This window comes from Providencia sp. PROV122 (assembly GCF_028482365.1).
GTDB lineage: Bacteria > Pseudomonadota > Gammaproteobacteria > Enterobacterales > Enterobacteriaceae > Providencia > Providencia stuartii.
In genome coordinates, this window is sequence record NZ_JAMPQI010000001.1 from 352,564 (window position 1) to 373,759 (window position 21,196).

The following is a 21,196-nucleotide window of genomic DNA, read 5'->3' on the forward strand; positions in this document are numbered from 1 at the left end:
GAATTTCACATAGGATGTGTTAATGTTTAAGTAAGGTTGTGGGATAAATAAGTTATGTCACCACAACTTTCTTATTATTGATTATTAGGAGGTCCTGTGAAGTTAAAGTCTCTTGTTCTTGCTGCCATGATGGCTGGTGTTGCGGTTCCTGCTATTGCACAAGCTAATCCGCTTCCTGAAGGGCCACATATTACAACGTCAGGTAATGCAATAATTAAAGCATCACCGGATATGGCGACATTAAATATCAATGTTGAAGTGACTGAAAAAGATGCAGCAGCGGCTAAAACAGGCGTTGATAAACGTGTTGCTGAATATTTTGAGTTCTTGAAACAAAATGGTATCGAAAAGAAAGATATCAATGCTGCTAATGTGCGTACTCAACCAAAATATGAGTATGATAAAGAATCTCAGAAATCATCCATTGTAGGTTATACAGCAATTCGTTCTGTTGAAGTTAAAGTCACTAAATTAGATCAACTCAATACCTTGCTTGATGGTGCATTAAAAGCAGGGCTTAATGAAATTAATTCAGTTCAGTTCGGTGTGAATAACCCTCAACAATATCGCGATGAGGCTCGAGAAAAAGCGATTAAAAATGCGATTGAACAAGCGAATGCATTGGCAAAAGGGTTTAATGTTCAGTTAGGGCCTGTGTACAGTGTGAATTATCGTGCACCAGATGCGACCCCATACCCTGCGCCAGTCATGAATTACAGAGCGAAAATGGCACTCTCTGCTGCCCCTGAGCGCGATGTCAACGAAACTTATGAGCAGCAGAGTATTGATTTTAACGACCAAGTTGATGTGGTTTTTGAATTAAAACGTTAAGTTTCATCTTCTTGTTTTAACATCTGACGCCCTGTTTTGAGTAGGGCGTCAGTGACTTTCTTCATCGTACGGCTTTCCGGGGCAAAACGGTGCCAATATAGCATCCGACGTTGGCATAGCCCTGGCGTCAAATCAATTAATTCACCTGTACTAAGCTCATTAGCAATTTGTAAATGTGGGATCATACAGCAAGTTGACCCCTGTTTTGCCAGTTGTACAAATGCCTCTGATGAATTAACGATGTGACATGGCACACTACCGGGCGATAGACCAAAATTCTGTTGTACAAAAGCTTGGTGCATATCATCAAGGTGGTCAAAGGCTACTGCTGGCGCTTTAAGAAGCGATGAACGTGTGACGCCTTCAGGGAAATATTTTGCTGCAAAATCGGGTGATGCAACAAAAATATAATCCAATGCTCCGAGTTTATCGACTAAACACCCCGGCAATGCTTGAGGTTGAATACTGATTGCGCCAACCACTTCGCCACGTCTTAACCGTTCTTGTGTTCGTGTTTCATCTTCCACTTGGATATTCAAACGAATTGGGCTATTGCCTAAAACAGGATTAAGTGCAGGTAATAACCAAGTTGCTAGACTGTCGGCGTTGACTGCAAGTGAAAGTAGTAATGGCGTTGACCCCCCGTTTTCATCACCGAGCCATTGTTCTTCGAGTAATTCTACTTGATGAAGAAGTGCTAATAGCTTCTGCCCTTGCTCTGTGGGGTGTGGCGGTACTGTCCGAACGAGTAGCGGCTGACCAAATAGGTTCTCTAATTGTTTGATCCGCTGTGAGACGGCAGATTGTGTAATACATAATTTTTGAGCTGCCCGCTCAAATCCTCTTTCACGAATGACAGCATCCAGTGCTTGCAACGCGCGGTAATCAGGGCGCTTCATTGGGGGTATTCTCCTTGTTGTTATTCTACGACTCACTATGCCATATTTTGCCTCAGAACACCTGCAATATTGATGACAATGTGTGAATCACAGAATATTACGAACAAAGCTGAACTTGTTAGGTGTCCGTTATATAATATTATTAGCAGATAAAAACCTCATTCACTCTTAAAAATAGTAGAAGGCATCGCATGACTCAGGATGAATTAAAAAAAGCAGTAGGTTGGGCAGCATTAGATTACGTGAAACCGGGCACGATTGTTGGTGTCGGCACTGGCTCTACCGCCTCTCATTTTATTGATGCTTTGGCAACAATGAAGGGGCAGATAGAGGGGGCAGTTTCAAGTTCAGAAGCATCGACAGCGAAACTTAAATCACTGGGCATTCCTGTGTTAGATTGTAATGATGTTGATTCGCTGGATGTTTATGTTGATGGTGCAGATGAAATTGATCACCATAAAAACATGATCAAAGGTGGCGGGGCAGCCTTAACACGTGAAAAAATTGTGGCAGCGATTGCCAAAACATTTGTTTGCATCGTAGATGAGTCTAAACAAGTGGATGTATTGGGTAAATTCCCTCTCCCTGTTGAAGTGATCCCAATGGCACGCAGCTATGTCGCGCGTGAACTTGTTAAATTAGGTGGTGTACCAGAGTACCGCCAAAATGTCGTTACTGATAACGGTAATGTGATTCTTGATGTGCATAATTTAAGCATTGTGGATCCTGTTGCTCTCGAAAAAAAAATTAACGCCATTGCAGGCGTTGTTACGGTTGGTTTGTTTGCAAATCGTGGCGCTGACATTGTTTTAATGGGGACTTCTGAAGGCGTAAAAACGATTAAATAGTTTGTTCTGAATATCGATTTAATACTGCTGTTTGTTAGAAATCGGTTATTATTTGAATATCCCCCTTAGCCAGTTAGATTGACTTAGCTATGCTGATAACAGCATAGCTAGGAACGACTGACTTTAGCCTTTCTCAAATGATCATTTCATGATACTAGGGATGTATTGACATGGTAGATCACATCAAAGTCAAACTCGAACGCAACGAATATGTCCGTTTCAATAATTACTGTTATAAAAATGACTATTTTTCCGAGAATAGTGCATGGGATAAATCGTTGATTGTGATGGCGGTTGTTTTTTTCATCGCATTTATTGTGGCCTTTCAGCTTTTAAATATCACCCTTTTTCAGTTAACCATTGCGTTTATTATCGCCTCATTTTTATTTTTGTTTATTGCCGTTCGATTATTGAAAACGTTTAATCGAGCAATTCCTGATGAAGGCGGCTACCTGTTTTGTGAAAAGGAATATCGTTTTGATGAGATTGGGCTTCATGAGGTAAGTAAATATGGCAACGCATTGATTAAATGGGAGTCATTTAAATTTGTACGGACGGATGGTGATTTATTGTATCTTTTTATAGACCGTGTTTTCGCCATTATCATTCCAGCACGCTGTTTTGCGTCGACAGAAGAGAGCCAACAATTTGTGCGAATGGTAAAAGAAAAAGCGATTAATTTAGTTAAGTAAATTTTTGCTGTAAAAACAATTGGTCTATTGGTTTGGAAGATAGATGCCTGTCTAAGTCATCTATTTTACTAATATCATCTAGCAATAAAAAAAATAGCAATTTTTATTTCCCCCTTATTTTGGTGATATATCTCACACTAATGCTTATTGCACAGGCAAAATCCTTATTTTGTGTTACCGCCCCTGATTTTCTGCCACATAACTTCTTTTTCTTCGCACTTAACCAGATAAATGAGGCAAACGATTGTATTGATACTGCGCCGTTTTTTGCTATGTTGGTACACGGAAAGTTCATCTGTTATGAATCTTAAGCTGATAGGGTAGGGTAAATGGTTAAGGTATCTTTGGAAAAAGACAAAATTAAATTTTTACTATTGGAAGGAGTTCACCAAAGCGCGGTTGATAATTTAAAAGCAGCAGGCTATACCAACATTGAATATCACAAAAGTGCGTTGTCGGACGAAGAGTTAAAAGAAGCAATTAAAGATGCGCGTTTTGTCGGTATTCGCTCCCGTACTCATCTGACTGAAGAGATCTTTGCGGCAGCAGAAAAATTAGTGGCTGTCGGCTGTTTCTGTATTGGTACAAACCAAGTGGATTTAGATGCTGCGGCGAAACGCGGTATCCCTGTTTTTAATGCGCCTTTCTCAAATACCCGTTCCGTTGCTGAGATGGTTTTAGGTCAATTGTTACTGCTGTTACGTCGTATTCCGGAAGCGAATATGAAAGCGCATCGCGGCATCTGGGAAAAACAGGCGAAAGGTTGCTTTGAAGCTCGCGGTAAACGCTTAGGGATTGTTGGTTACGGTCATATCGGTACTCAGCTAGGTATTTTGGCTGAAGGGATTGGTATGGATGTTTATTTTTATGATATTGAAAATAAATTACCGCTGGGCAATGCGACACAAGTTCGCTCAATGGCTGAACTATTAAACATGAGCGACGTTGTGAGCTTGCATGTGCCAGAAACAGCAAGCACCAAAAATATGTTTGCAAAAGAGCAGTTTGAACTGATGAAACCGGGGGCCATTTTCATCAATGCGTCACGCGGTACAGTTGTTGATATCCCTGCTTTGGCTGATGCACTGGAAAGCAAACATCTGTCAGGTGCGGCAGTTGACGTATTCCCGACAGAGCCTGCGGCGAACAATGACCCTAATGACCCATTCATTAGTGAGCTAATCAAGTTCGACAACGTGATTTTGACGCCTCATATTGGTGGCTCAACAGAAGAAGCACAAGAAAATATCGGGTTAGAGGTTGCAAGTAAATTAGCGAAATATTCAGATAATGGTTCGACGCTTTCCGCGGTTAATTTCCCTGAAGTTTCTCTGCCAGTACATACTGAAGATACTAACCGTCTATTGCATATTCATGAAAACCGCCCTGGAATGATGAATAGCATTAACCAAGTGTTTACTGAAAACAATATCAACGTTGTTGGCCAGTATTTACGTACTGCTGGAAATGTTGGTTACGTTGTAATTGATATTATCACGCAACAGCCCGATCACGCTGATGATATTCTGGTTAAATTGAAACAATTGCCGGGCACTATCCGCGCTCGACTACTGTATTAATCATTTAACCAAGCGTATCGAATGGATATTATGGCACTGGGTTACCAGTGCCATATTTTTTGTGGGGTAATAATTTCAGGAAGAGGAATATCCCAATGTGCCACGGGGAGAGCGGTGACCCGTTGGCAATCATGGGCAAGCCCTATTGGGTAAAATCCTTTCTGCTGCCAATTAGCTAAAGTCCTATCATAAAAACCGCCTCCCATACCTAAACGTTGACCCTGTTCATCAAAGGCAACCAGTGGGATCATCATGACATCTAACTGATTTATGGGTCGCACTTCGGTTACGTCTAATGGGGGTTCATCAATGTTAAATCGATTTTTAACTAACTGAGTTGTCGGCGCATAGTTTAAAAACAGCAGATGATGAGGGCTAAAGGGATGTAATACGGGCAGGTAAACTTTTTTCCCTTGCTGCCATAGTGCATCAATTAATGGTTGAGTGTGGATCTCGCCATCAAAAGAAAGAAACAACGCAATGTGTTGTGCTTGAGCAATCTTAGGGTGAGATAAGGTATGTTGTACGATTTTTTTTGCAGCCAGTTGTTGTTGCTCTGGACTCAGCTGCTGGCGTAACTGACGAACCGATTGGCGAATTTGCTGACGCATGACTGATAAGTTATCTTCCATAAGATCCGCAACCTTAGAGGCTATTAACTCTATTATTATTAGTGGTTTGATAAATATGTAAGTAATGGTTGGAAGTATAGCCTAATGAGCGTGAGATAATAGTATTAGAAGCAAGCTTATGGGAAAAATTGAGGGTCTCCAAGATGCCGTTGTAGGCTGTAACCCTTGAACCCTTGGTTCAAGGTGAACGTAGTTTAGCAACCTTTAGGCTTCCTGAGCGAATCAGGCGTGCTCACCAGCGCAATAACCACATTCTGTTTTTTTGAAATATCGGCTCAGGGGACTGACCCACTCACGAGCATCTCAGAGAAATTTGGTTTGAGTGCGTAACGTCACTCTATGTACTTCATTGTATGAAATTGGATTTAAAAAGCAACCCTATTTTCGTTTATTTTTTTATACTAGTGTATGATTATTAAGCAAATTTAGCCGATAGGCATAACCTGCCTCTCAGTGATTTTTACCTGATCGTGTAATGCTTGCTCGATTGTTTGTTGCAGCATTTTTATCTTCTCTTCCATATTATATGCATAATCGCGTGTTTTTGTCTTTTCTTGTGTTAATTCGTGACACACGTTCAATGCAACGATAAAAATAAGCTGTTCTGTATTAGTAACACCACTTCTATCTTTGAGATCTTGAAGGCGTTGCTCAAGTTCTTGGGCGGATGCCAGTAGGGCTTCTTTTTGTTCGACAGGGCAGTTGACTCTCATTGAGCGCCCGAATATTTGAATGTCAACAGGTTGTGCGGACATGATACCTCCATACGAATAGGACTCGCCGCAAATACAATGTTCGGCGTAAAATAATAGATGGTTTATTCACTAATTTTAGCTGCTTTATTAAAAATACAGATCAAAAGCTTACTGGTATAGCGACCATCCTTGATGGTAGCATATCATGAATCATTAGCTAACATGACGAATTCAGATGTCTATACAAAAATCTTTACCAAATTATGAAACGTTGGACAACCTTCTCCAACAGCATTCTATCGCACTAACTGCCGCAGAAATTCACGGTTTAATTACAGGACTGATTTGTGGAGGAAGTCGCGATAGTGGCTGGCAGACATTAGTCCACGATCTGGCTAATGATGGTTTAGCGTTCCCTCAAGCTATTGCTCAACCACTACGTGAATTATATGACACGACTTTCCAAGTGTTGGACGACAGTGAATTTGCGTTCTCAATGCTATTTCCCGATGAAAATGCGTCCGTCTTTGATCACGCAGATGCACTGGCAGGATGGGTAAACCACTTCTTATTAGGTATTGGCGTGGCTCAACCTAAACTTGCAGATAAAAAAGAAGTCAGTGAAGTGATTAACGACTTACGTAATATTGGCATGCTTGGTTATGATGAAGATGAAGACCAAGAGGAGCTTGAGCAGGCGTTAGAAGAAGTCGTCGAATATGTCAGAGTCGCTGTTCAGCTTTGTTATATTACTTTCACCGAAGGGAAAAAAGAGCAGTCGACAACTGGCAATAATAAACCCATTCTTCATTAAAACAGTTTGTGCCTGTGCACCATCTTTGCTTATTTGAGCTAAATAGCCATTTGTAAAGTGAAACAGGTACAGATTAACTGCTTGCCGTTGTACTCTACCTAATTCGAGTTGCATCTAGGCGGCAAGCAAAGATATCCCCTCGAAAGAGTAAAGAATTGATGTTACTTGGGTGATTGAGCCTGTGCAAATAACAAGGTAATTTGAAGTGTGGTAAGTATATTCGCTTAATAAATAAGCGTAACCCTCTACTCAACAATCTAGATAATAAGGCAGAAACGGTATGAATAAACAGGAATTTATTTCTCGTCGTAACGCATTATTGGCTCAGATGAAGCCAGCAAGCGCCGCTATTATTTTTTCAGCGCCTGTGGCTCAACGCAATGCAGATTGCGAATACCCGTATCGTCAGCACAGCGACTTTCTTTACCTGACAGGGTTTAGTGAGCCTGAAGCCGTTTTACTGCTAATCAAAAGTGATGAAAAACATAGCCATACGGTGCTTTTTAACCGTGTTCGTGATTTAACGGCTGAAATCTGGTTTGGTCGTCGATTAGGGCAAGAAGCAGCGCCTGAAAAACTGGGCGTTAGTAAAGCATTACCATTTGATGAAATTGAAGAACAACTCTATCAACTCCTTAATGGACTTGATGTGATTTATCACGCGCAAGGCGAATTCGAATATGCAGACAAACTAGTTTTCGGTGCGCTAGATATACTTCGTAAAGGTAGTCGCCGCAATTTGCGCGCACCAAATACTATGATTGATTGGCGTCCTTTAGTGCATGAGATGCGTTTATTTAAATCGGAAGCTGAAATTGCGGTGATGCGCAAAGCAGGTGAGATCTCTGCATTAGCGCATATCAGAGCAATGAAGACCTGTAAACCAGGCATGTATGAATATCAGCTTTGTGGGGAGTTGGAGCACGAATTCACTCGCCATGGGGCACGCTACCCTTCGTATAACTCGATCGTTGGCAGCGGTGAAAATGCCTGCATTCTGCATTACACTGAAAATGAAAGTGAAATGAAAGATGGAGAGTTGGTGTTAATTGATGCGGGGGCTGAATTTGATGGCTATGCTGGTGATATCACACGTACTTTCCCCGTCAATGGTAAATTTACGCAGCCGCAACGCGCTATTTACGATATCGTACTGAAAGCATTGAATACGGCTTTAGAATTATATCGTCCGGGCACCAGCATTCATGAAGTGACGCAAAAAATCATTCGAATCAAAGTTGAAGGACTTGTGGAACTGGGTATTTTGCATGGCGATGTCGATCAATTGATCGAAAACAAAGCACATTTCCCATTCTTTATGCATGGTTTAAGCCATTGGCTGGGGTTAGATGTTCATGATGTCGGATGCTATGGGGTGGAGCGTGATAGGATCTTAGAGCCGGGCATGGTTCTGACCGTAGAGCCGGGGCTGTATATTGCGCCTGATGCAGATGTGCCACCAGAGTATCGCGGGATCGGTATCCGCATAGAAGATGACATTGTGATTACCGAAAATGGTAATGAAAACTTGACCGATTTAGTGGTGAAGGATCCTGATGAAATCGAGGCATTAATGGCTGAAGCTAAAAATGCTTAAAATAAGTAGTAAAAGGTAATTAATACAACATGAACGTGATTATTGTTGGTGGTGGAATGGCAGGGGCAACATTGGCTCTGGCTATTTCATCATTAAGCCAAGGAAAATTGTCAGTATCACTGATAGAAGCTTCCTTACCGGAAGGCACACATCCAGGGTTTGATGCTCGAGCGATAGCGCTTGCCCATGGAACATGTCAGCGATTGTCTAAAATTGGTATTTGGGAAGCACTGGCGGATTGTGTCACACCAATAACTCATGTTCATGTTTCCGATAGAGGGCATGCCGGGTTTGTCAATATCAACGCGCAGGATTATCACATCCCTGAGCTTGGTAATGTGATTGAACTCCATGATGCAGGGGAGCGCTTATTTGCCTTATTGCGTAAAGCTCCCGGCGTTACTCTGTATTGCCCTGCGAAAGTTGAAAATATCCAGCGGCACAGTGAATGTGTGTCAGTCACGCTAGATAACGGCGAAACTCTTTCAGGCTCCTTATTGGTGGCCGCAGATGGTAGCCATTCTGCCGTGGGCCATGCCTGTCATATGCAGTGGCAGCAGGACGATTATGGGCAAGTTGCAATAATTGCCAATGTAAAAACGGCGATAAACCCACACGGGCAAGCATTCGAGCGTTTTACTGAGTTTGGCCCTTTAGCCTTGTTGCCGATGTCGCAAGGGCGCAGCTCATTAGTTTGGTGCCATCATCAAGAGCAAGCCGAAACGATTAAAATGTGGGATGATGAAACATTCATTCAGCAACTTCAGCAAGCTTTTGGCTGGCGGCTTGGTAAAATCACTCAAGTGGGAACACGGTTTTGTTATCCGTTATCCCTTCGAAAAGCGTTAAATCCAATTAGCCATCGAACTGTGTTAGTGGGAAATGCAGCGCAAACGCTACACCCTATTGCAGGGCAAGGTTTTAATCTTGGGATCCGTGATGTCATGCAGTTAGCGGAATTGGTGGTTGCCGCACATCAACAAGGTCAGGATATTGGCGCTTATGCACTGTTAAATACGTATCAGCAAGCGCGTGCTATTGATAGAGAACGAACGGTCACCATGACAGATGGTTTGGTTCGTATTTTTGCAAATCGCTGTTTGCCGTTAGTGGTTGGACGTAATTTAGGTTTAATGGCAATGGAAATGTTACCGTCAGTACGTGATGTATTAGCTCGTCAAACACTTGGCTGGGTGGCGGAACAATAACCACAGAACTAAGAGGAATAAAAATATGCAATCGTTTGATGTGGTTATCGCCGGTGGTGGTATGGTTGGCCTAGCACTTGCCTGTGGTTTAGAAGGCACAGGGCTACGTGTTGCCGTAATTGAAAGTCATCCAGCGAAAAAGCCTTTTTCGGACAGTGACCCTTATGCACTGCGAGTGTCTGCGATTAATGCAGCGAGCGAAAAATTACTAAGCTATTTAGATGTTTGGTCAACAATAAAATCAATGAGGGCTTCAGCCTACAACGGCATGGAAGTTTGGGATAATGACAGCTTTGGTCGTATCCAGTTTTCTGCAAAAGAGCAGAACCTCTCCCATTTAGGGCATATTGTTGAAAATAACGTGATTCGTGATGCGTTATGGCAAAAAGCATCCACCTTGCGAGAGGTGACTATACTGGCGCCGGCGACTATTCAAAAAGTCGTTTGGGGGGAAAATGATGTTTTTATTACCCTCACTGATGATTCGATGTTAACCGCAAGGCTTATTGTCGGAGCGGATGGTGCCAATTCTTGGTTACGTGGTCATGCCGATATCCCTCTGACATTTTGGGATTATGAGCACACGGCCTTAGTTGCGACGATCCGCACAGAGCAGCCCCATGAGACGGTAGCACGCCAATCCTTTGATGGTAAAGGGATATTGGCATTTCTGCCGTTGAGTGACCCTCATCTATGTTCAATTGTTTGGTCTCAACCTGCAACAGAAGCAGCAAGACGTCAGCAAATGGATAAAGTAGATTTTGAAAAAGAGTTAGCGGTCGCATTTGATACGCGTTTAGGGCTATGTCAACTGGAGAGTGAACGACTGACTATCCCTTTAACGGGGCGTTACGCACGACAGTTTGCGGCGCAACGTTTAGCACTTCTTGGCGATGCCGCTCACACTATTCACCCATTGGCAGGGCAGGGAGTTAACTTAGGCTTTATGGATGTTGCCATGCTGTTAGGGGAAATCAAACGCCTGCATCGTGAAGGTAAAGATTTCGGGCAATATTTCTACTTGCGTACTTTCGAGCGCCATCGTAAACACAGTGCGGCTTTGATGCTTGCTGGTATGCAAGGGTTCCGTGAATTATTTGATGGCAACAATCCGGCTAAGAAATTATTCCGTGATATAGGATTGGTGCTGGCAGATAGCTTACCCGGCGTGAAACCTCAACTACTTAATCATGCTATGGGCCTGTTTGATATGCCTGAATGGCTAGAAAAAGTTCAGTTAGCCCCCTCTAAATAATATTACCTATCAATTGGCAGTGGTAAACGCTGCCAATCCCTCTCTTTTTGTGCTCGTGGAACACTCATTTTTTTCAATGATGGCAAGGCGATTATTGACGTAATTGCCATCGTTATTTTTTGTATTCATGATTGAGAAATTCTAATTATAGCCAAATTTCGCATTAGTTTTACTAATTTTGCTGTGGGGTGCTAACATTGGTTTTTCACTAACATCTCTAGAGATACGATGATTAACTCTACGCTTTTAGGTTAAATATAGTGGGATTGAGTGATCATTCTCAATTTTTTAACAAAATTAGCTGGATTATGTCGCTTGTAATCAGTAATACAGAGTGTTGGTAGCCCTATTTTTTTTAATGGTTTCTTACTAAAAACAGTGGTAGTTTTTAATAAGATGTTATCGTTTGCGTAGCGTTATTGGCTGTGGCGTGATAAATCATTTTCCTGCACAGCAACAGTGGCGCTCACCCTATCATATTCAAATGTAAAGAGGGTATTCATGGCAAAGCAAACCCCGCTATATGATGAACATATAGCCTGCGGTGCGAAAATGGTGGATTTTCATGGTTGGATGATGCCATTGCACTACGGGTCACAAATCAATGAACATAATTTAGTGAGAACCGATGCTGGGATGTTTGATGTCTCCCACATGACTATTGTTGATCTACATGGTGAAGGTTGCCGCGATTTCCTTCGCTATCTTCTCGCAAATGATATTGCCAAGCTGACCGACAAAGGGAAGGCACTTTATACGGGGATGTTAAATGCTTCTGGCGGAGTCATTGACGATTTAATTGTTTATTACCTTAATGATGATTTCTACCGCTTGGTTGTCAACTCCGCGACCCGTGATAAGGATATCGCATGGATTGAACAGCATATGAAATCGTATCCTGTCTCTATTGAAGTGCGTGATGATCTTGCCCTATTAGCGGTTCAAGGCCCTACAGCGCAACAAAAAGTCCATTCGCTATTGACGCCATCACAATGTGCCCTGTTGGCAGATATGAAGCCATTCTATGGGGTGCAAGCCGATGAACTCTTTATTGCAACTACGGGCTATACTGGCGAAAAAGGCTATGAAATAGCATTGCCGAAAGCGCAAGTGGTCGAGTTTTGGCATCAATTGCTGAAAGCCGGTGTTCATCCCGCAGGGTTAGGTGCGCGTGATACTTTGCGCCTTGAGGCTGGTATGAATTTATATGGGCAAGACATGGATGAGACTATCTCACCACTGGCTGCCAATATGGGATGGACGATCGCTTGGAAGCCTGAAGACCGCCAATTCATCGGTCGTGAAGCATTAGAGAAATTAAAAGAGCAAGGCACCGAAAAATTAGTCGGTATTGTTATGCGTGAAAAAGGCATATTACGAGCAGGCCAAACGGTACGTTTCACCGACGATTTAGGTAAATTACAAGAAGGGGTTATTACCAGCGGCTCTTTCTCGCCAACACTCGGTTTCAGTATTGCCTTGGCACGTGTGCCAAAAGAAATACAAGATAAAGCCATTGTTGAAATACGTAACCGAGAAATGCCTGTTGAGGTGGTAAAACCTGGGTTTGTGCGGGAAGGAAAAGCCCTCGTTTAAGAGTGGCTAATCCCCCCATAATGAAAAAATTCGTAAATAAGAGTGAGGTTGATGATGAGTAATGTTCCTGCAGAGCTGAAATATACCCGTGAGCATGAGTGGGTCCGTCATGAAGGTGATGGCGTTTACACCGTAGGTATTACCGAGCATGCCCAAGAGTTATTAGGTGATATGGTGTTTGTCGATCTCCCCGAAGTGGGCAGCTCTGTTGATATTGGAAGTGAATGTGCGGTTGTCGAATCTGTTAAAGCTGCATCCGATATTTATGTTCCACTAAGTGGTGAAATCATTGAAGTTAACGAAGCGCTAGTTGATGCGCCTGAACTGGTCAATGAGCAACCTTATCAAGAAGGTTGGATTTTCCGTATTAAAATTACCGACGAATCAGAACTGGCTGATTTGTTAGATGCTGACGCTTACTCAGCATTGCTCGAAGAAGACGAATAATACCGTAAAACGCCCCGTAATGCTGTCATTACGGGGCGTTTTGCTTTGAAGCCTACCCTTTAGCAGCAGATTAGATATAGGAATGGGAACACAGCTATGACGATGCCTCTGAGTCAATTAGAAAACCGTTCGGAATTTATTCAACGCCATATTGGTCCATCAGAACAACAAGTAAAAACGATGTTGGACACTGTGGGTGCCACCTCTCTTGATGCACTGACAGACAATATTGTCCCTAAAGCCATTTTATTGGCAGAGCCACCAAGAGTTGGTGGTGGGGCGACAGAACAAGAAGCGTTAGCAGAATTGAAAGCAATAGCGAGTTTAAATAAGCGCTATAAGAGTTATATTGGGATGGGGTACGCCCCGGCTATTTTACCGCCCGTTATTTTACGTAACTTACTCGAAAACCCAGGTTGGTATACGGCTTATACGCCTTATCAGCCAGAAGTGTCTCAAGGACGCTTGGAATCGTTATTAAACTTTCAGCAATTAACGATTGATTTAACAGGGCTTGAATTAGCTTCCGCTTCCCTTTTAGATGAAGCGACAGCAGCGGCGGAAGCCATGGCGATGGCGAAACGTATTAGTAAATTAAAAAATGCTGAACGTTTTTTTGTTGCTGACGATATTCATCCACAAACATTAGATGTTGTTCGCACCCGTGCAGGCACATTTGGCTTTGAAGTGATAGTCGATAAAGCTGAGAAAGTCCTTGAACACGAAGGTGTGTTTGGGGCGTTATTGCAGCAAGTAGGCTCGACTGGTGAAGTCCATGACTACAGTGAACTGTATGCGCAACTCAAAGAGCGTAAAATTATAAGTTGTGTGGCCGCTGAAATGATGGCTCTGGTGATGTTAACCGCACCGGGTAAACAAGGCGCTGATATTGTCTTTGGCTCAGCACAGCGCTTTGGTGTGCCTATGGGGTATGGTGGTCCACATGCCGCATTTTTTGCTTGCCGAGATGAATACAAGCGCGCAATGCCTGGCCGTATTATTGGTGTATCTCGCGATGCGTCCGGTAATACTGCACTGCGTATGGCGATGCAAACCCGAGAACAACATATTCGCCGCGAAAAAGCAAACTCAAATATCTGTACGTCACAGGTGTTGCTAGCAAATATTGCCGCAATGTATGCCGTTTACCATGGCCCAAAAGGGTTAAAATTGATTGCTGAGCGTATTCATCGCTTGACATCTATTTTCGCTAAGGCGCTACAAGATGCGGGTATCACACTACGTCATAAGAGCTGGTTTGACACACTCTCAATTGAGGTAGCAGATAAAGCTGCCGTTCTGGCGCGGGCGGAAAGTGCGAAGGTCAACTTACGTACTGATATTCATGGTGCAGTTGGTATCACATTCAGTGAAACAACAACACGCCAAGACTTGAATGAGCTATTCACTATCATCACAGGAAATGAGCAAAAATTGGATTTCGAACAACTTGATAAACAAGTTTCGGCCCAAGAGAGTGCTATTTGCCCTTCAATGCAACGTGATGATGCCATTTTGTCGCATCCGAATTTCAACCGTTATCATAGTGAAACGGAAATGATGCGCTATATGCACAGCCTAGAGCGTAAAGATCTCGCATTGAACCAAGCGATGATCCCGCTAGGCTCTTGTACGATGAAGCTAAATGCTGCGGCTGAAATGTTGCCGATCACATGGCCTGAATTTGGCGAAATGCATCCATTCTGCCCACCGGAGCAAGCTCAGGGCTATCATCAAATGATTGAGCAGCTATCACATTGGCTAGTTCAGTTAACAGGGTATGATGCAGTCTGTATGCAGCCTAACTCAGGTGCCCAAGGTGAATACGCAGGGTTATTGGCAATTCGCCGCTACCATGAAAGCCGCCATGAAGGACACCGTAATATTTGCCTTATCCCTGCATCGGCACACGGCACCAACCCTGCATCAGCACATATGGCTGGTATGGAAGTGGTGGTGGTACGCTGTGATGATGAAGGGAATATCGATCTGGTGGATTTACGTCAGCAGGCAGAAAAACATAGCGATAATCTTTCGTGTGTGATGGTGACTTACCCGTCAACTCATGGCGTGTATGAAGAGAGCATCAAAGAGGTTTGTGAGATCATTCATCAGTTTGGTGGGCAAGTGTACCTCGATGGTGCCAATATGAACGCACAAGTAGGCCTAACAACGCCAGGTTATATTGGTGCCGATGTTTCTCACCTCAATTTACACAAAACCTTCTGTATCCCACACGGTGGTGGCGGCCCAGGTATGGGGCCAATTGGCGTGAAAAAACATTTAGCGCCATTTGTTCCGGGGCATTCAGTTGTTGAACAAGAGATGATCACTGAGCAAGGCGCAGTTTCGGCAGCACCTTTTGGTAGTGCGTCCATTCTGCCAATCAGTTGGATGTACATTCGTATGATGGGATCTTATGGTCTGAGAAAAGCAAGTCAGGTAGCGATTTTAAACGCGAACTACATTGCTAAACGTCTACAAGGCCGCTATGACATTCTGTATACAGGTCGTGATGGCTACGTTGCTCACGAATGTATTGTTGACTTGCGCCCAATTAAGAAAGATACAGGGATCAGCGAATTAGATATCGCAAAACGCCTCATCGATTATGGTTTCCATGCACCAACCATGTCATTCCCTGTTGCGGGTACATTGATGATTGAACCAACAGAATCAGAAAGTCTGGTGGAAATTGATCGGTTTGTTGATGCGATGTTAGCCATCCGCAATGAAATTGACAAAGTGGCTAATGGGGAATGGACACTGGAAGATAACCCACTGGTTAATGCTCCACATGTTCAAACAGAGCTAGTGGCGCAGTGGGAGCATGCCTATAGCCGCGAGTTAGCTGTATTCCCAACAGCGGCCACAAAAGCAAACAAATATTGGCCTGCCGTGAAGCGCTTGGATGATGTTTATGGTGATCGCCATTTACATTGTTCCTGTGTGCCGATTGAAGAGTATATGTGATTAGTGTGTTGTAAATAATAAGTAGCCCTCAATAGTTGTATTATCAATTATTGGGGGTTTTTAGTTATAGTGGGGAAAGGATAAAACGCATCTTTTTCATCAATCGATAGCCGTTGGTATTTTCCGCGTGATAACACGATTGAGTTAAATACCCGATATTATTACCGGGTATTTGATTCACTGATTCACACCAAGAGCAAACTCTATTGGTGAATAAATTACAACAACCAACCTTTTTGCTGGGCGAGTTTCAATTGTGGTAAGAGTTGCTCCCAAAATTCAGGAAACACTTCTTCTATAAACTCATTTCGAGCGATCACTTGCTCTAGGCGAATATTATTCTCGACCCAACTTTGCCCTTGATTATGTAAATTTAAGAGCATAGGAATGGTTCTATCGATAACATTGGCAAATTTCGCATCCAATGTTTCTGCCGCATCATACTCTTTCCATAAAGCCAAAAATTGCTCATTTTGTGGGGAAGGGAGTAAGCCAAAAATACGAACAGCAGCTTTGACCTCTTCTTCGCGAATAGCATCACGTGCCGCAACATCGTAAACCAAGACATCACCTGCATCGATTTCGACGATATCATGTACTAAGGCCAACTTAATGGCGTGATCAACATTCACCCCTTTGACATAAGGCGCGAAACTCATTGCAGCCATAGCAAATTGCCAACTATGCTCCGCTGTATTTTCCTGCCTCTCATTGTTGAGTAATTTATTTTTGCGATAAACACTTTTTAGTTTATCCAACTCCATTAAAAATTGGATAACTTCGGTAAAGCCGCCAAAATCTAAAACGTCAACGGACTTATTACCTTTTGCAGATGACATAAAAACCTCAATTATTTTTCTTCTTCCAACGAGTAAGGGAGTGGCTGAATAGTTAGGTGGCTTTGCTCATCCCCTGTAACACGAAATACACTATCCGCTTCCATATCATTATTCATAATGATTTGAATATTCACTTCACCATTTGCTAATTTCACCGCAGCAAGAACAGTACCGGTACGGCGCCATTTATCACCTAATTGCCATTCTACACCTTCACCGACTGCCGGAACGGATGTTGCTGTGCCTTTCAGCCAATACATCGCCCGCTTATTGGCGCCACGGAATTTTGCCCGTGCGACCATTTCTTGTCCGGTATAGCAACCTTTTTTAAAGCTAATACCATAAGGTAAGGCTTGCAGGTTGGTGGCTTGAGGCAAATGTTGCGCGCTGCTGGCTTGTTCGATGACGGCGTATCCCGCTTCTATTTCTAGTGATAACCATTGCTCATCATTAACCACTTCCGCATTAAGCGAGTCGGTAATTTTTTGTGCGGTTGCTTGATCTGTGACGATAAGAAAACGTTCGTTAGGCAATGCGTAATGTAAAATTGTTGAGACGCCATCAACGGTGACTTGGTTTTCTGCATCAGGTAGCGTAGTGAATATAGTGGCTAATGCTTCGCGAGCGCCTTTCCCCGCGACACCGAGTAATTTTAGCTCTTGCTTATGTTCAAAGGTGACTTTCGAGAACACCGCGTATTTTTTTAGCTCGGCTAATTGGCTATCAAGTACGCTGGCTCTTTCAATATAAGAGAAACCATCAAGGTGGTGGAATAGACGCAAGTCACTCCACATTTTCCCTTTAGGATCACAGTGAGCGGTTAAGGTGTGTTGTGCTGGTGTCATTGCGCTAACATCAGCCGTAACTTGCCCTTGAAGGTACTTTTCAGCATCAAGGCCATGCAAATGAATTAATCCCCAGTTTTCCAGTGAAATCAATATAAGTGGTAAAGACTGAGAATCGAGAGGGAATTGTTTTGAGTGAGCAACTTCAGTAGTCATGATTTCACCTGTTTTTCTTTCGTATCAGAAGGGGGTTAATGGTAAAAGAGCTGGATTACATTGCAAGTAGTTATTATGATGCGCTATCAATTATTCAATATTTTTAATCGGCATTCTTGGATAAAAGCGCGATAGAGTGATGAAAATTATCGACATTGTACGATAGGTCATGTTTTCCCAATCAATTATCTGTTAGAGTATTGAAAATAATTAATCTTATCAGTTAACTGCAACAAATAAGGTCGTAGTGGAATGGATATAGAGAATAAAGCAAGAATTCATTGGGCTTGCCGTCGTGGTATGCGTGAGTTGGATATTTCCATCATGCCATTCTTTGAATATGAATATGAAGGACTCTCTGACAAGGACAAACGTACTTTTGTTCGTTTACTTGAGTGTGCAGACCCTGATCTGTTTAACTGGTTAATGAATCATGGGCGCCCAGACGACGATGAGTTGTTTGGTATGGTTAAATTGATTCAGGAAAGAAATAAAAATCGTGGTCCTGTGGAAATCTAATCTCTCCATTTCATGGAAAACTCAGCTTTTTTCAACCTGTGCTCATGGGGTAGTCGGCTTTATTCTATTGGTCGCACCATGGGCGCCAGGGAATTCAATGGTGTGGTTGCCGCTGTTAGTGATTGTGATTGCTAGCTGGGCAAAAAGCCAAAAAAGCATCAGCAAAATCAAAGGGACTGCGGTGCTGGTTAATGGCAATAAAGTCCAATGGAAAAAGAATGAGTGGAGTATCGTTAAGCAACCTTGGTGTAGCCGTGTGGGGGTATTATTGACACTCAGTGCCTTACAAGGTAAGCCACAGAAGATCCGTTTATGGGTTGCAAAAGATGCCTTATCAGAAGAGAGCTGGCGTAATTTAAACCAACTATTACTGCAATATCCTGATATTTAATCATTAGGGGTTATTGCAGTAATGGGGAAAGTCAGCATAGTCAACTTACAGTAATTCTTCAATCTCGGTTAAGATTTGCATACACCACTGTGCGATACGCTCATCGGTCTCTTCAAATTGATTCACATCATCTAAAGCCAAACCAACGAACTGTGTACCATCTTCTGTCAGTGCTTTCGGGCTTTCGAATTGGTAACCATCGAGTGGCCAAAAGCCTACAAATTGCACCCCTGTTGGCTTTAGTTGATGATATAGCATGCCTAGTGCATCAAGAAACCATTCACTATAATCAATCTGATCGCCCATCCCATACATAGCAACAATTTTGTTGTTAAGCTTAAGATTGGGAAGCGCATCCCAAATTGCCAGCCAGTCTTCTTGTATTTCACCAAAATCCCACGTAGGGATACCCAAAATGAGAACGTCATACTGCTCCATCAGTTCAGGCGGTGTATCGTTGACATTATGTAATGTAACCAAATCTTCACCGAGGATATCGCGTATTTTTTCCGCGACAATTTCGGTATAACAAGTACTAGAACCGTAAAAGAGACCTATTTTCATGTTAATGTAACTAGTTTTCATTGCAGTAGAGAGGTATTGTAACAGAATGAACGGTATCGGGCACACACTCTCAATATTTTAGGGGGATGAGAAGACGAACCGAACATCACCAATAGCGCTGTAACTTGAGATAGGATAGGTATAATAGCTTACGTGGCGGTTATGAAGAGGAATATAAGCAGCGTGGAAACCAAACAGCTTAATCCATTAATTGAGCAATTTCTTGATACCATTTGGTTAGAGCAAGATCTCGCTGAAAATACATTGGCATCTTATCGTTTAGATTTGCAATTATTAGATAAGTGGCTGGAAGCGAATCAATTGGATTTGGAAAGTGTTCAATCAATCGATTTACAATCGTTTTTGGCAGAACGGATTGAAGGGGGATACAAAGCGGCTAGCTCTGCGCGTCTATTAAGCGCTATGCGGCGTTTATTCCAATATTTTTATCGTGAAAAAATACGGCTTGATGATCCTTCAGCGGTGATTGCCGCACCTAAAATACCACAACGGCTACCAAAAGATTTGAGTGAACAGCAGGTTGAAGACCTACTGAATGCCCCTGCAACCGAGGATCCTCTTGAGCTTCGCGATAAAGCAATGTTGGAAGTCCTGTATGCTTGTGGGTTACGAGTCTCAGAGCTGGTGGGGTTAACTTTCTCTGATATTAGCCTACGGCAAGGTGTCATACGTGTTGTGGGGAAAGGGAATAAAGAAAGATTGATTCCTCTGGGAGAAGAGGCTATTTATTGGGTAGAAAAATACCTTGAAGAAGGTAGGCCTGACTTACTCAATGGTAAAGCCAGTGATGTTTTATTTCCTAGCAAACGTGGCACAAAAATGACGCGCCAAACATTTTGGCATCGTATTAAACATTATGCGGTGATTGCGAATATCGATTCTGAAGCGTTATCACCACACGTTCTACGCCATGCATTTGCGACACATTTACTGAATCACGGCGCCGACTTACGAGTTGTGCAAATGCTATTAGGGCATAGTGATCTCTCTACGACACAGATTTATACACATGTCGCAACCGAGCGTTTGCGCATGTTACATGAGCAGCATCATCCAAGGGGGTGATGTGCGTTAAAGGATAATTATGAAACATAAACTACTCTTATGGGCGGCTTGCATTGCAACATTTTCCGCCTCAGTGTCTGCGGCAACAGATGATAAAGTGATTGAAGAGAAGCTTGCCAGATATAATATCTCTGTAGAATCAATCAAACCATCGCCTATTGTAGGGCTTAATACTATTGATACTTCAGATGGTATTATTTATGTAACTGATGATGGGAAATATTTATTACAAGGCCCTATTTATGATTTAAGCGGCAAAATGCCAGTCAACATTTCTAATCAACCACTCATGAAAAAGGTTGAAGCGCTAAAAGATGAAATGATCGTCTTTAAAGCGCCGAAAGAGAAGTATGTGGTTACAGTATTTACCGATATTACCTGTAGCTACTGCAAAAAATTCCATGAATCGGTTGGTGAATTAAATAGCAAAGGTATCACAGTACGTTACCTCGCTTACCCACGCCAAGGCTTGGAGCATGAGTCTGCAAAACAAATGGCATCTATATGGTGTAATGCGCTCCCTCAAAGTGCATTAACTAAAGCATTTAAAGGTGACGAAGTTGCCATGATTGATGAATGTAAAATTGATCTCAGTAAACACGTTAAGTTAGGTAGCCAATTTAAAATGACAGGAACGCCAGCGATCGTGTTACCTGATGGGCAATTATTGTCGGGTTATTTATCCCCCGATAAACTGTTAAAGATACTCGAACAAAATAGTTAACCATT

Annotated in this window: 21 protein-coding genes and 1 other RNA gene; 15 read left to right on the top strand and 7 right to left on the bottom strand. The window is 42.7% G+C overall.

The annotated features are described in order from the left end of the window. Positions 1–96: 96 nt before the first annotated feature. Positions 97–831 (top strand): oxidative stress defense protein, encoded by a 735-nt coding sequence (locus PSE69_RS01545; RefSeq protein WP_004921765.1) that lies wholly within the window; start codon positions 97–99, stop codon positions 829–831. Here PSE69_RS01545 and PSE69_RS01550 read toward each other — a convergent pair. After that, positions 828–1,730, bottom strand: coding sequence for a LysR family transcriptional regulator ArgP (locus tag PSE69_RS01550; protein ID WP_004921761.1), 903 nt, complete (start codon positions 1,728–1,730; stop codon positions 828–830). The genes PSE69_RS01545 and PSE69_RS01550 overlap by 4 nt on opposite strands. A 191-nt stretch (positions 1,731–1,921) precedes the next feature. Between PSE69_RS01550 and rpiA the strand changes: the two genes are divergently transcribed. The 3 genes from rpiA (at position 1,922) to serA (ending at position 4,850) form a co-directional block, all read left to right on the top strand. After that, entirely contained in the window at positions 1,922–2,578 is a 657-nt protein-coding gene (rpiA, locus tag PSE69_RS01555) for a ribose-5-phosphate isomerase RpiA (protein ID WP_121874972.1), read from the top strand. Between the two features lie 170 nt (positions 2,579–2,748). After that, positions 2,749–3,270, top strand: coding sequence for a YcxB family protein (locus PSE69_RS01560; protein WP_004921753.1), 522 nt, complete (start codon positions 2,749–2,751; stop codon positions 3,268–3,270). A 329-nt stretch (positions 3,271–3,599) separates the two neighbouring features. Next, positions 3,600–4,850 (top strand): phosphoglycerate dehydrogenase, encoded by a 1,251-nt coding sequence (gene serA, locus PSE69_RS01565; RefSeq protein ID WP_004921747.1) that lies wholly within the window; start codon positions 3,600–3,602, stop codon positions 4,848–4,850. Between the two features lie 41 nt (positions 4,851–4,891). Here the strand turns inward: serA and PSE69_RS01570 are convergent, their stop codons facing one another. The 3 genes from PSE69_RS01570 to zapA form a co-directional block, all read right to left on the bottom strand. Further along, on the bottom strand, positions 4,892–5,482 hold the full coding sequence (locus PSE69_RS01570; protein ID WP_061063823.1) for a 5-formyltetrahydrofolate cyclo-ligase: 591 nt from the start codon (positions 5,480–5,482) through the stop codon (positions 4,892–4,894). Positions 5,483–5,613: 131 nt separating this feature from the next. Beyond that, positions 5,614–5,795, bottom strand: a non-coding RNA gene (ssrS, locus tag PSE69_RS01575) — 6S RNA. Positions 5,796–5,907: 112 nt separating this feature from the next. Next, positions 5,908–6,237, bottom strand: coding sequence for a cell division protein ZapA (gene zapA, locus PSE69_RS01580; protein WP_004921740.1), 330 nt, complete (start codon positions 6,235–6,237; stop codon positions 5,908–5,910). 175 nt (positions 6,238–6,412) lie between these two features. Between zapA and PSE69_RS01585 the strand changes: the two genes are divergently transcribed. From PSE69_RS01585 to gcvP, 7 genes are all read left to right on the top strand, one after another. Continuing rightward, positions 6,413–6,991 carry a YecA/YgfB family protein gene (locus tag PSE69_RS01585; RefSeq protein ID WP_004921737.1) on the top strand — a complete coding sequence of 193 codons (579 nt, stop codon included), beginning with the start codon at positions 6,413–6,415 and terminating at the stop codon, positions 6,989–6,991. Positions 6,992–7,271: 280 nt separating this feature from the next. Further along, the gene (gene pepP / locus PSE69_RS01590) at positions 7,272–8,588 is read left to right on the top strand and encodes a Xaa-Pro aminopeptidase (protein WP_004921736.1); all 1,317 of its coding nucleotides are present in this window, start codon (positions 7,272–7,274) and stop codon (positions 8,586–8,588) included. A gap of 29 nt (positions 8,589–8,617) precedes the next feature. After that, the gene (gene ubiH, locus PSE69_RS01595; RefSeq protein ID WP_072502435.1) at positions 8,618–9,796 is read left to right on the top strand and encodes a 2-octaprenyl-6-methoxyphenyl hydroxylase; all 1,179 of its coding nucleotides are present in this window, start codon (positions 8,618–8,620) and stop codon (positions 9,794–9,796) included. Positions 9,797–9,821: 25 nt separating this feature from the next. Further along, complete coding sequence (gene ubiI / locus PSE69_RS01600) at positions 9,822–11,051, top strand: FAD-dependent 2-octaprenylphenol hydroxylase (RefSeq protein ID WP_088499133.1); 1,230 nt, start codon at positions 9,822–9,824, stop codon at positions 11,049–11,051. A 501-nt stretch (positions 11,052–11,552) separates the two neighbouring features. Next, a complete protein-coding gene (gene gcvT, locus PSE69_RS01605) occupies positions 11,553–12,647 on the top strand; it encodes a glycine cleavage system aminomethyltransferase GcvT (RefSeq protein WP_004921724.1) in 1,095 nt (364 codons plus the stop codon). Between the two features lie 54 nt (positions 12,648–12,701). Continuing rightward, positions 12,702–13,094 (top strand): glycine cleavage system protein GcvH, encoded by a 393-nt coding sequence (gene gcvH / locus PSE69_RS01610; protein WP_014656389.1) that lies wholly within the window; start codon positions 12,702–12,704, stop codon positions 13,092–13,094. A gap of 96 nt (positions 13,095–13,190) precedes the next feature. After that, complete coding sequence (gene gcvP / locus PSE69_RS01615) at positions 13,191–16,067, top strand: aminomethyl-transferring glycine dehydrogenase (RefSeq protein ID WP_088499134.1); 2,877 nt, start codon at positions 13,191–13,193, stop codon at positions 16,065–16,067. 218 nt (positions 16,068–16,285) lie between these two features. Here gcvP and PSE69_RS01620 read toward each other — a convergent pair whose 3' ends face one another. Together PSE69_RS01620 and ygfZ are read right to left on the bottom strand one after the other, a co-directional pair. Then, a complete protein-coding gene (locus PSE69_RS01620; protein WP_004921714.1) occupies positions 16,286–16,906 on the bottom strand; it encodes an HD domain-containing protein in 621 nt (206 codons plus the stop codon). An 11-nt stretch (positions 16,907–16,917) separates the two neighbouring features. Continuing rightward, complete coding sequence (gene ygfZ / locus PSE69_RS01625; RefSeq protein WP_004921711.1) at positions 16,918–17,907, bottom strand: tRNA-modifying protein YgfZ; 990 nt, start codon at positions 17,905–17,907, stop codon at positions 16,918–16,920. A gap of 252 nt (positions 17,908–18,159) precedes the next feature. On the opposite strand from ygfZ, the gene sdhE reads away from it, so the two are divergent. Beyond that, on the top strand, positions 18,160–18,426 hold the full coding sequence (sdhE, locus tag PSE69_RS01630; protein ID WP_004921708.1) for an FAD assembly factor SdhE: 267 nt from the start codon (positions 18,160–18,162) through the stop codon (positions 18,424–18,426). Beyond that, positions 18,407–18,817: a protein YgfX gene (locus tag PSE69_RS01635; protein ID WP_036941148.1), complete on the top strand. Its 411-nt coding sequence runs from the start codon at positions 18,407–18,409 to the stop codon at positions 18,815–18,817. Before sdhE ends, PSE69_RS01635 begins: the two co-directional genes overlap by 20 nt. 45 nt (positions 18,818–18,862) lie before the next feature. On the opposite strand, the gene fldB is transcribed toward PSE69_RS01635, so the two are convergent. Then, positions 18,863–19,381, bottom strand: a complete 519-nt coding sequence (gene fldB / locus PSE69_RS01640; protein ID WP_014656387.1) for a flavodoxin FldB — start codon at positions 19,379–19,381, stop codon at positions 18,863–18,865. Positions 19,382–19,543: 162 nt separating this feature from the next. On the opposite strand from fldB, the gene xerD reads away from it, so the two are divergent. Together xerD and dsbC are read left to right on the top strand one after the other, a co-directional pair. Further along, positions 19,544–20,467, top strand: a complete 924-nt coding sequence (gene xerD, locus PSE69_RS01645) for a site-specific tyrosine recombinase XerD (protein WP_004921697.1) — start codon at positions 19,544–19,546, stop codon at positions 20,465–20,467. Between the two features lie 19 nt (positions 20,468–20,486). After that, complete coding sequence (gene dsbC, locus PSE69_RS01650; protein ID WP_004921696.1) at positions 20,487–21,191, top strand: bifunctional protein-disulfide isomerase/oxidoreductase DsbC; 705 nt, start codon at positions 20,487–20,489, stop codon at positions 21,189–21,191. The last annotated feature ends 5 nt before the right edge of the window (positions 21,192–21,196 follow it).

Bases quoted from the DNA above. Each gene is read 5' to 3' on its own strand.
- PSE69_RS01550 (WP_004921761.1), bottom strand. From the start codon at position 1,730: ATGAAGCGCCCTGATTACCGCGCGTTGCAAGCACTGGATGCTGTCATT.
- rpiA (WP_121874972.1), top strand. From the start codon at position 1,922: ATGACTCAGGATGAATTAAAAAAAGCAGTAGGTTGGGCAGCATTAGAT.
- PSE69_RS01560 (WP_004921753.1), top strand. From the start codon at position 2,749: ATGGTAGATCACATCAAAGTCAAACTCGAACGCAACGAATATGTCCGT.
- serA (WP_004921747.1), top strand. From the start codon at position 3,600: ATGGTTAAGGTATCTTTGGAAAAAGACAAAATTAAATTTTTACTATTG.
- PSE69_RS01570 (WP_061063823.1), bottom strand. From the start codon at position 5,482: ATGGAAGATAACTTATCAGTCATGCGTCAGCAAATTCGCCAATCGGTT.
- zapA (WP_004921740.1), bottom strand. From the start codon at position 6,237: ATGTCCGCACAACCTGTTGACATTCAAATATTCGGGCGCTCAATGAGA.
- PSE69_RS01585 (WP_004921737.1), top strand. From the start codon at position 6,413: ATGTCTATACAAAAATCTTTACCAAATTATGAAACGTTGGACAACCTT.
- pepP (WP_004921736.1), top strand. From the start codon at position 7,272: ATGAATAAACAGGAATTTATTTCTCGTCGTAACGCATTATTGGCTCAG.
- ubiH (WP_072502435.1), top strand. From the start codon at position 8,618: ATGAACGTGATTATTGTTGGTGGTGGAATGGCAGGGGCAACATTGGCT.
- ubiI (WP_088499133.1), top strand. From the start codon at position 9,822: ATGCAATCGTTTGATGTGGTTATCGCCGGTGGTGGTATGGTTGGCCTA.
- gcvT (WP_004921724.1), top strand. From the start codon at position 11,553: ATGGCAAAGCAAACCCCGCTATATGATGAACATATAGCCTGCGGTGCG.
- gcvH (WP_014656389.1), top strand. From the start codon at position 12,702: ATGAGTAATGTTCCTGCAGAGCTGAAATATACCCGTGAGCATGAGTGG.
- gcvP (WP_088499134.1), top strand. From the start codon at position 13,191: ATGACGATGCCTCTGAGTCAATTAGAAAACCGTTCGGAATTTATTCAA.
- PSE69_RS01620 (WP_004921714.1), bottom strand. From the start codon at position 16,906: ATGTCATCTGCAAAAGGTAATAAGTCCGTTGACGTTTTAGATTTTGGC.
- ygfZ (WP_004921711.1), bottom strand. From the start codon at position 17,907: ATGACTACTGAAGTTGCTCACTCAAAACAATTCCCTCTCGATTCTCAG.
- sdhE (WP_004921708.1), top strand. From the start codon at position 18,160: ATGGATATAGAGAATAAAGCAAGAATTCATTGGGCTTGCCGTCGTGGT.
- fldB (WP_014656387.1), bottom strand. From the start codon at position 19,381: ATGAAAATAGGTCTCTTTTACGGTTCTAGTACTTGTTATACCGAAATT.
- xerD (WP_004921697.1), top strand. From the start codon at position 19,544: ATGAAGAGGAATATAAGCAGCGTGGAAACCAAACAGCTTAATCCATTA.
- dsbC (WP_004921696.1), top strand. From the start codon at position 20,487: ATGAAACATAAACTACTCTTATGGGCGGCTTGCATTGCAACATTTTCC.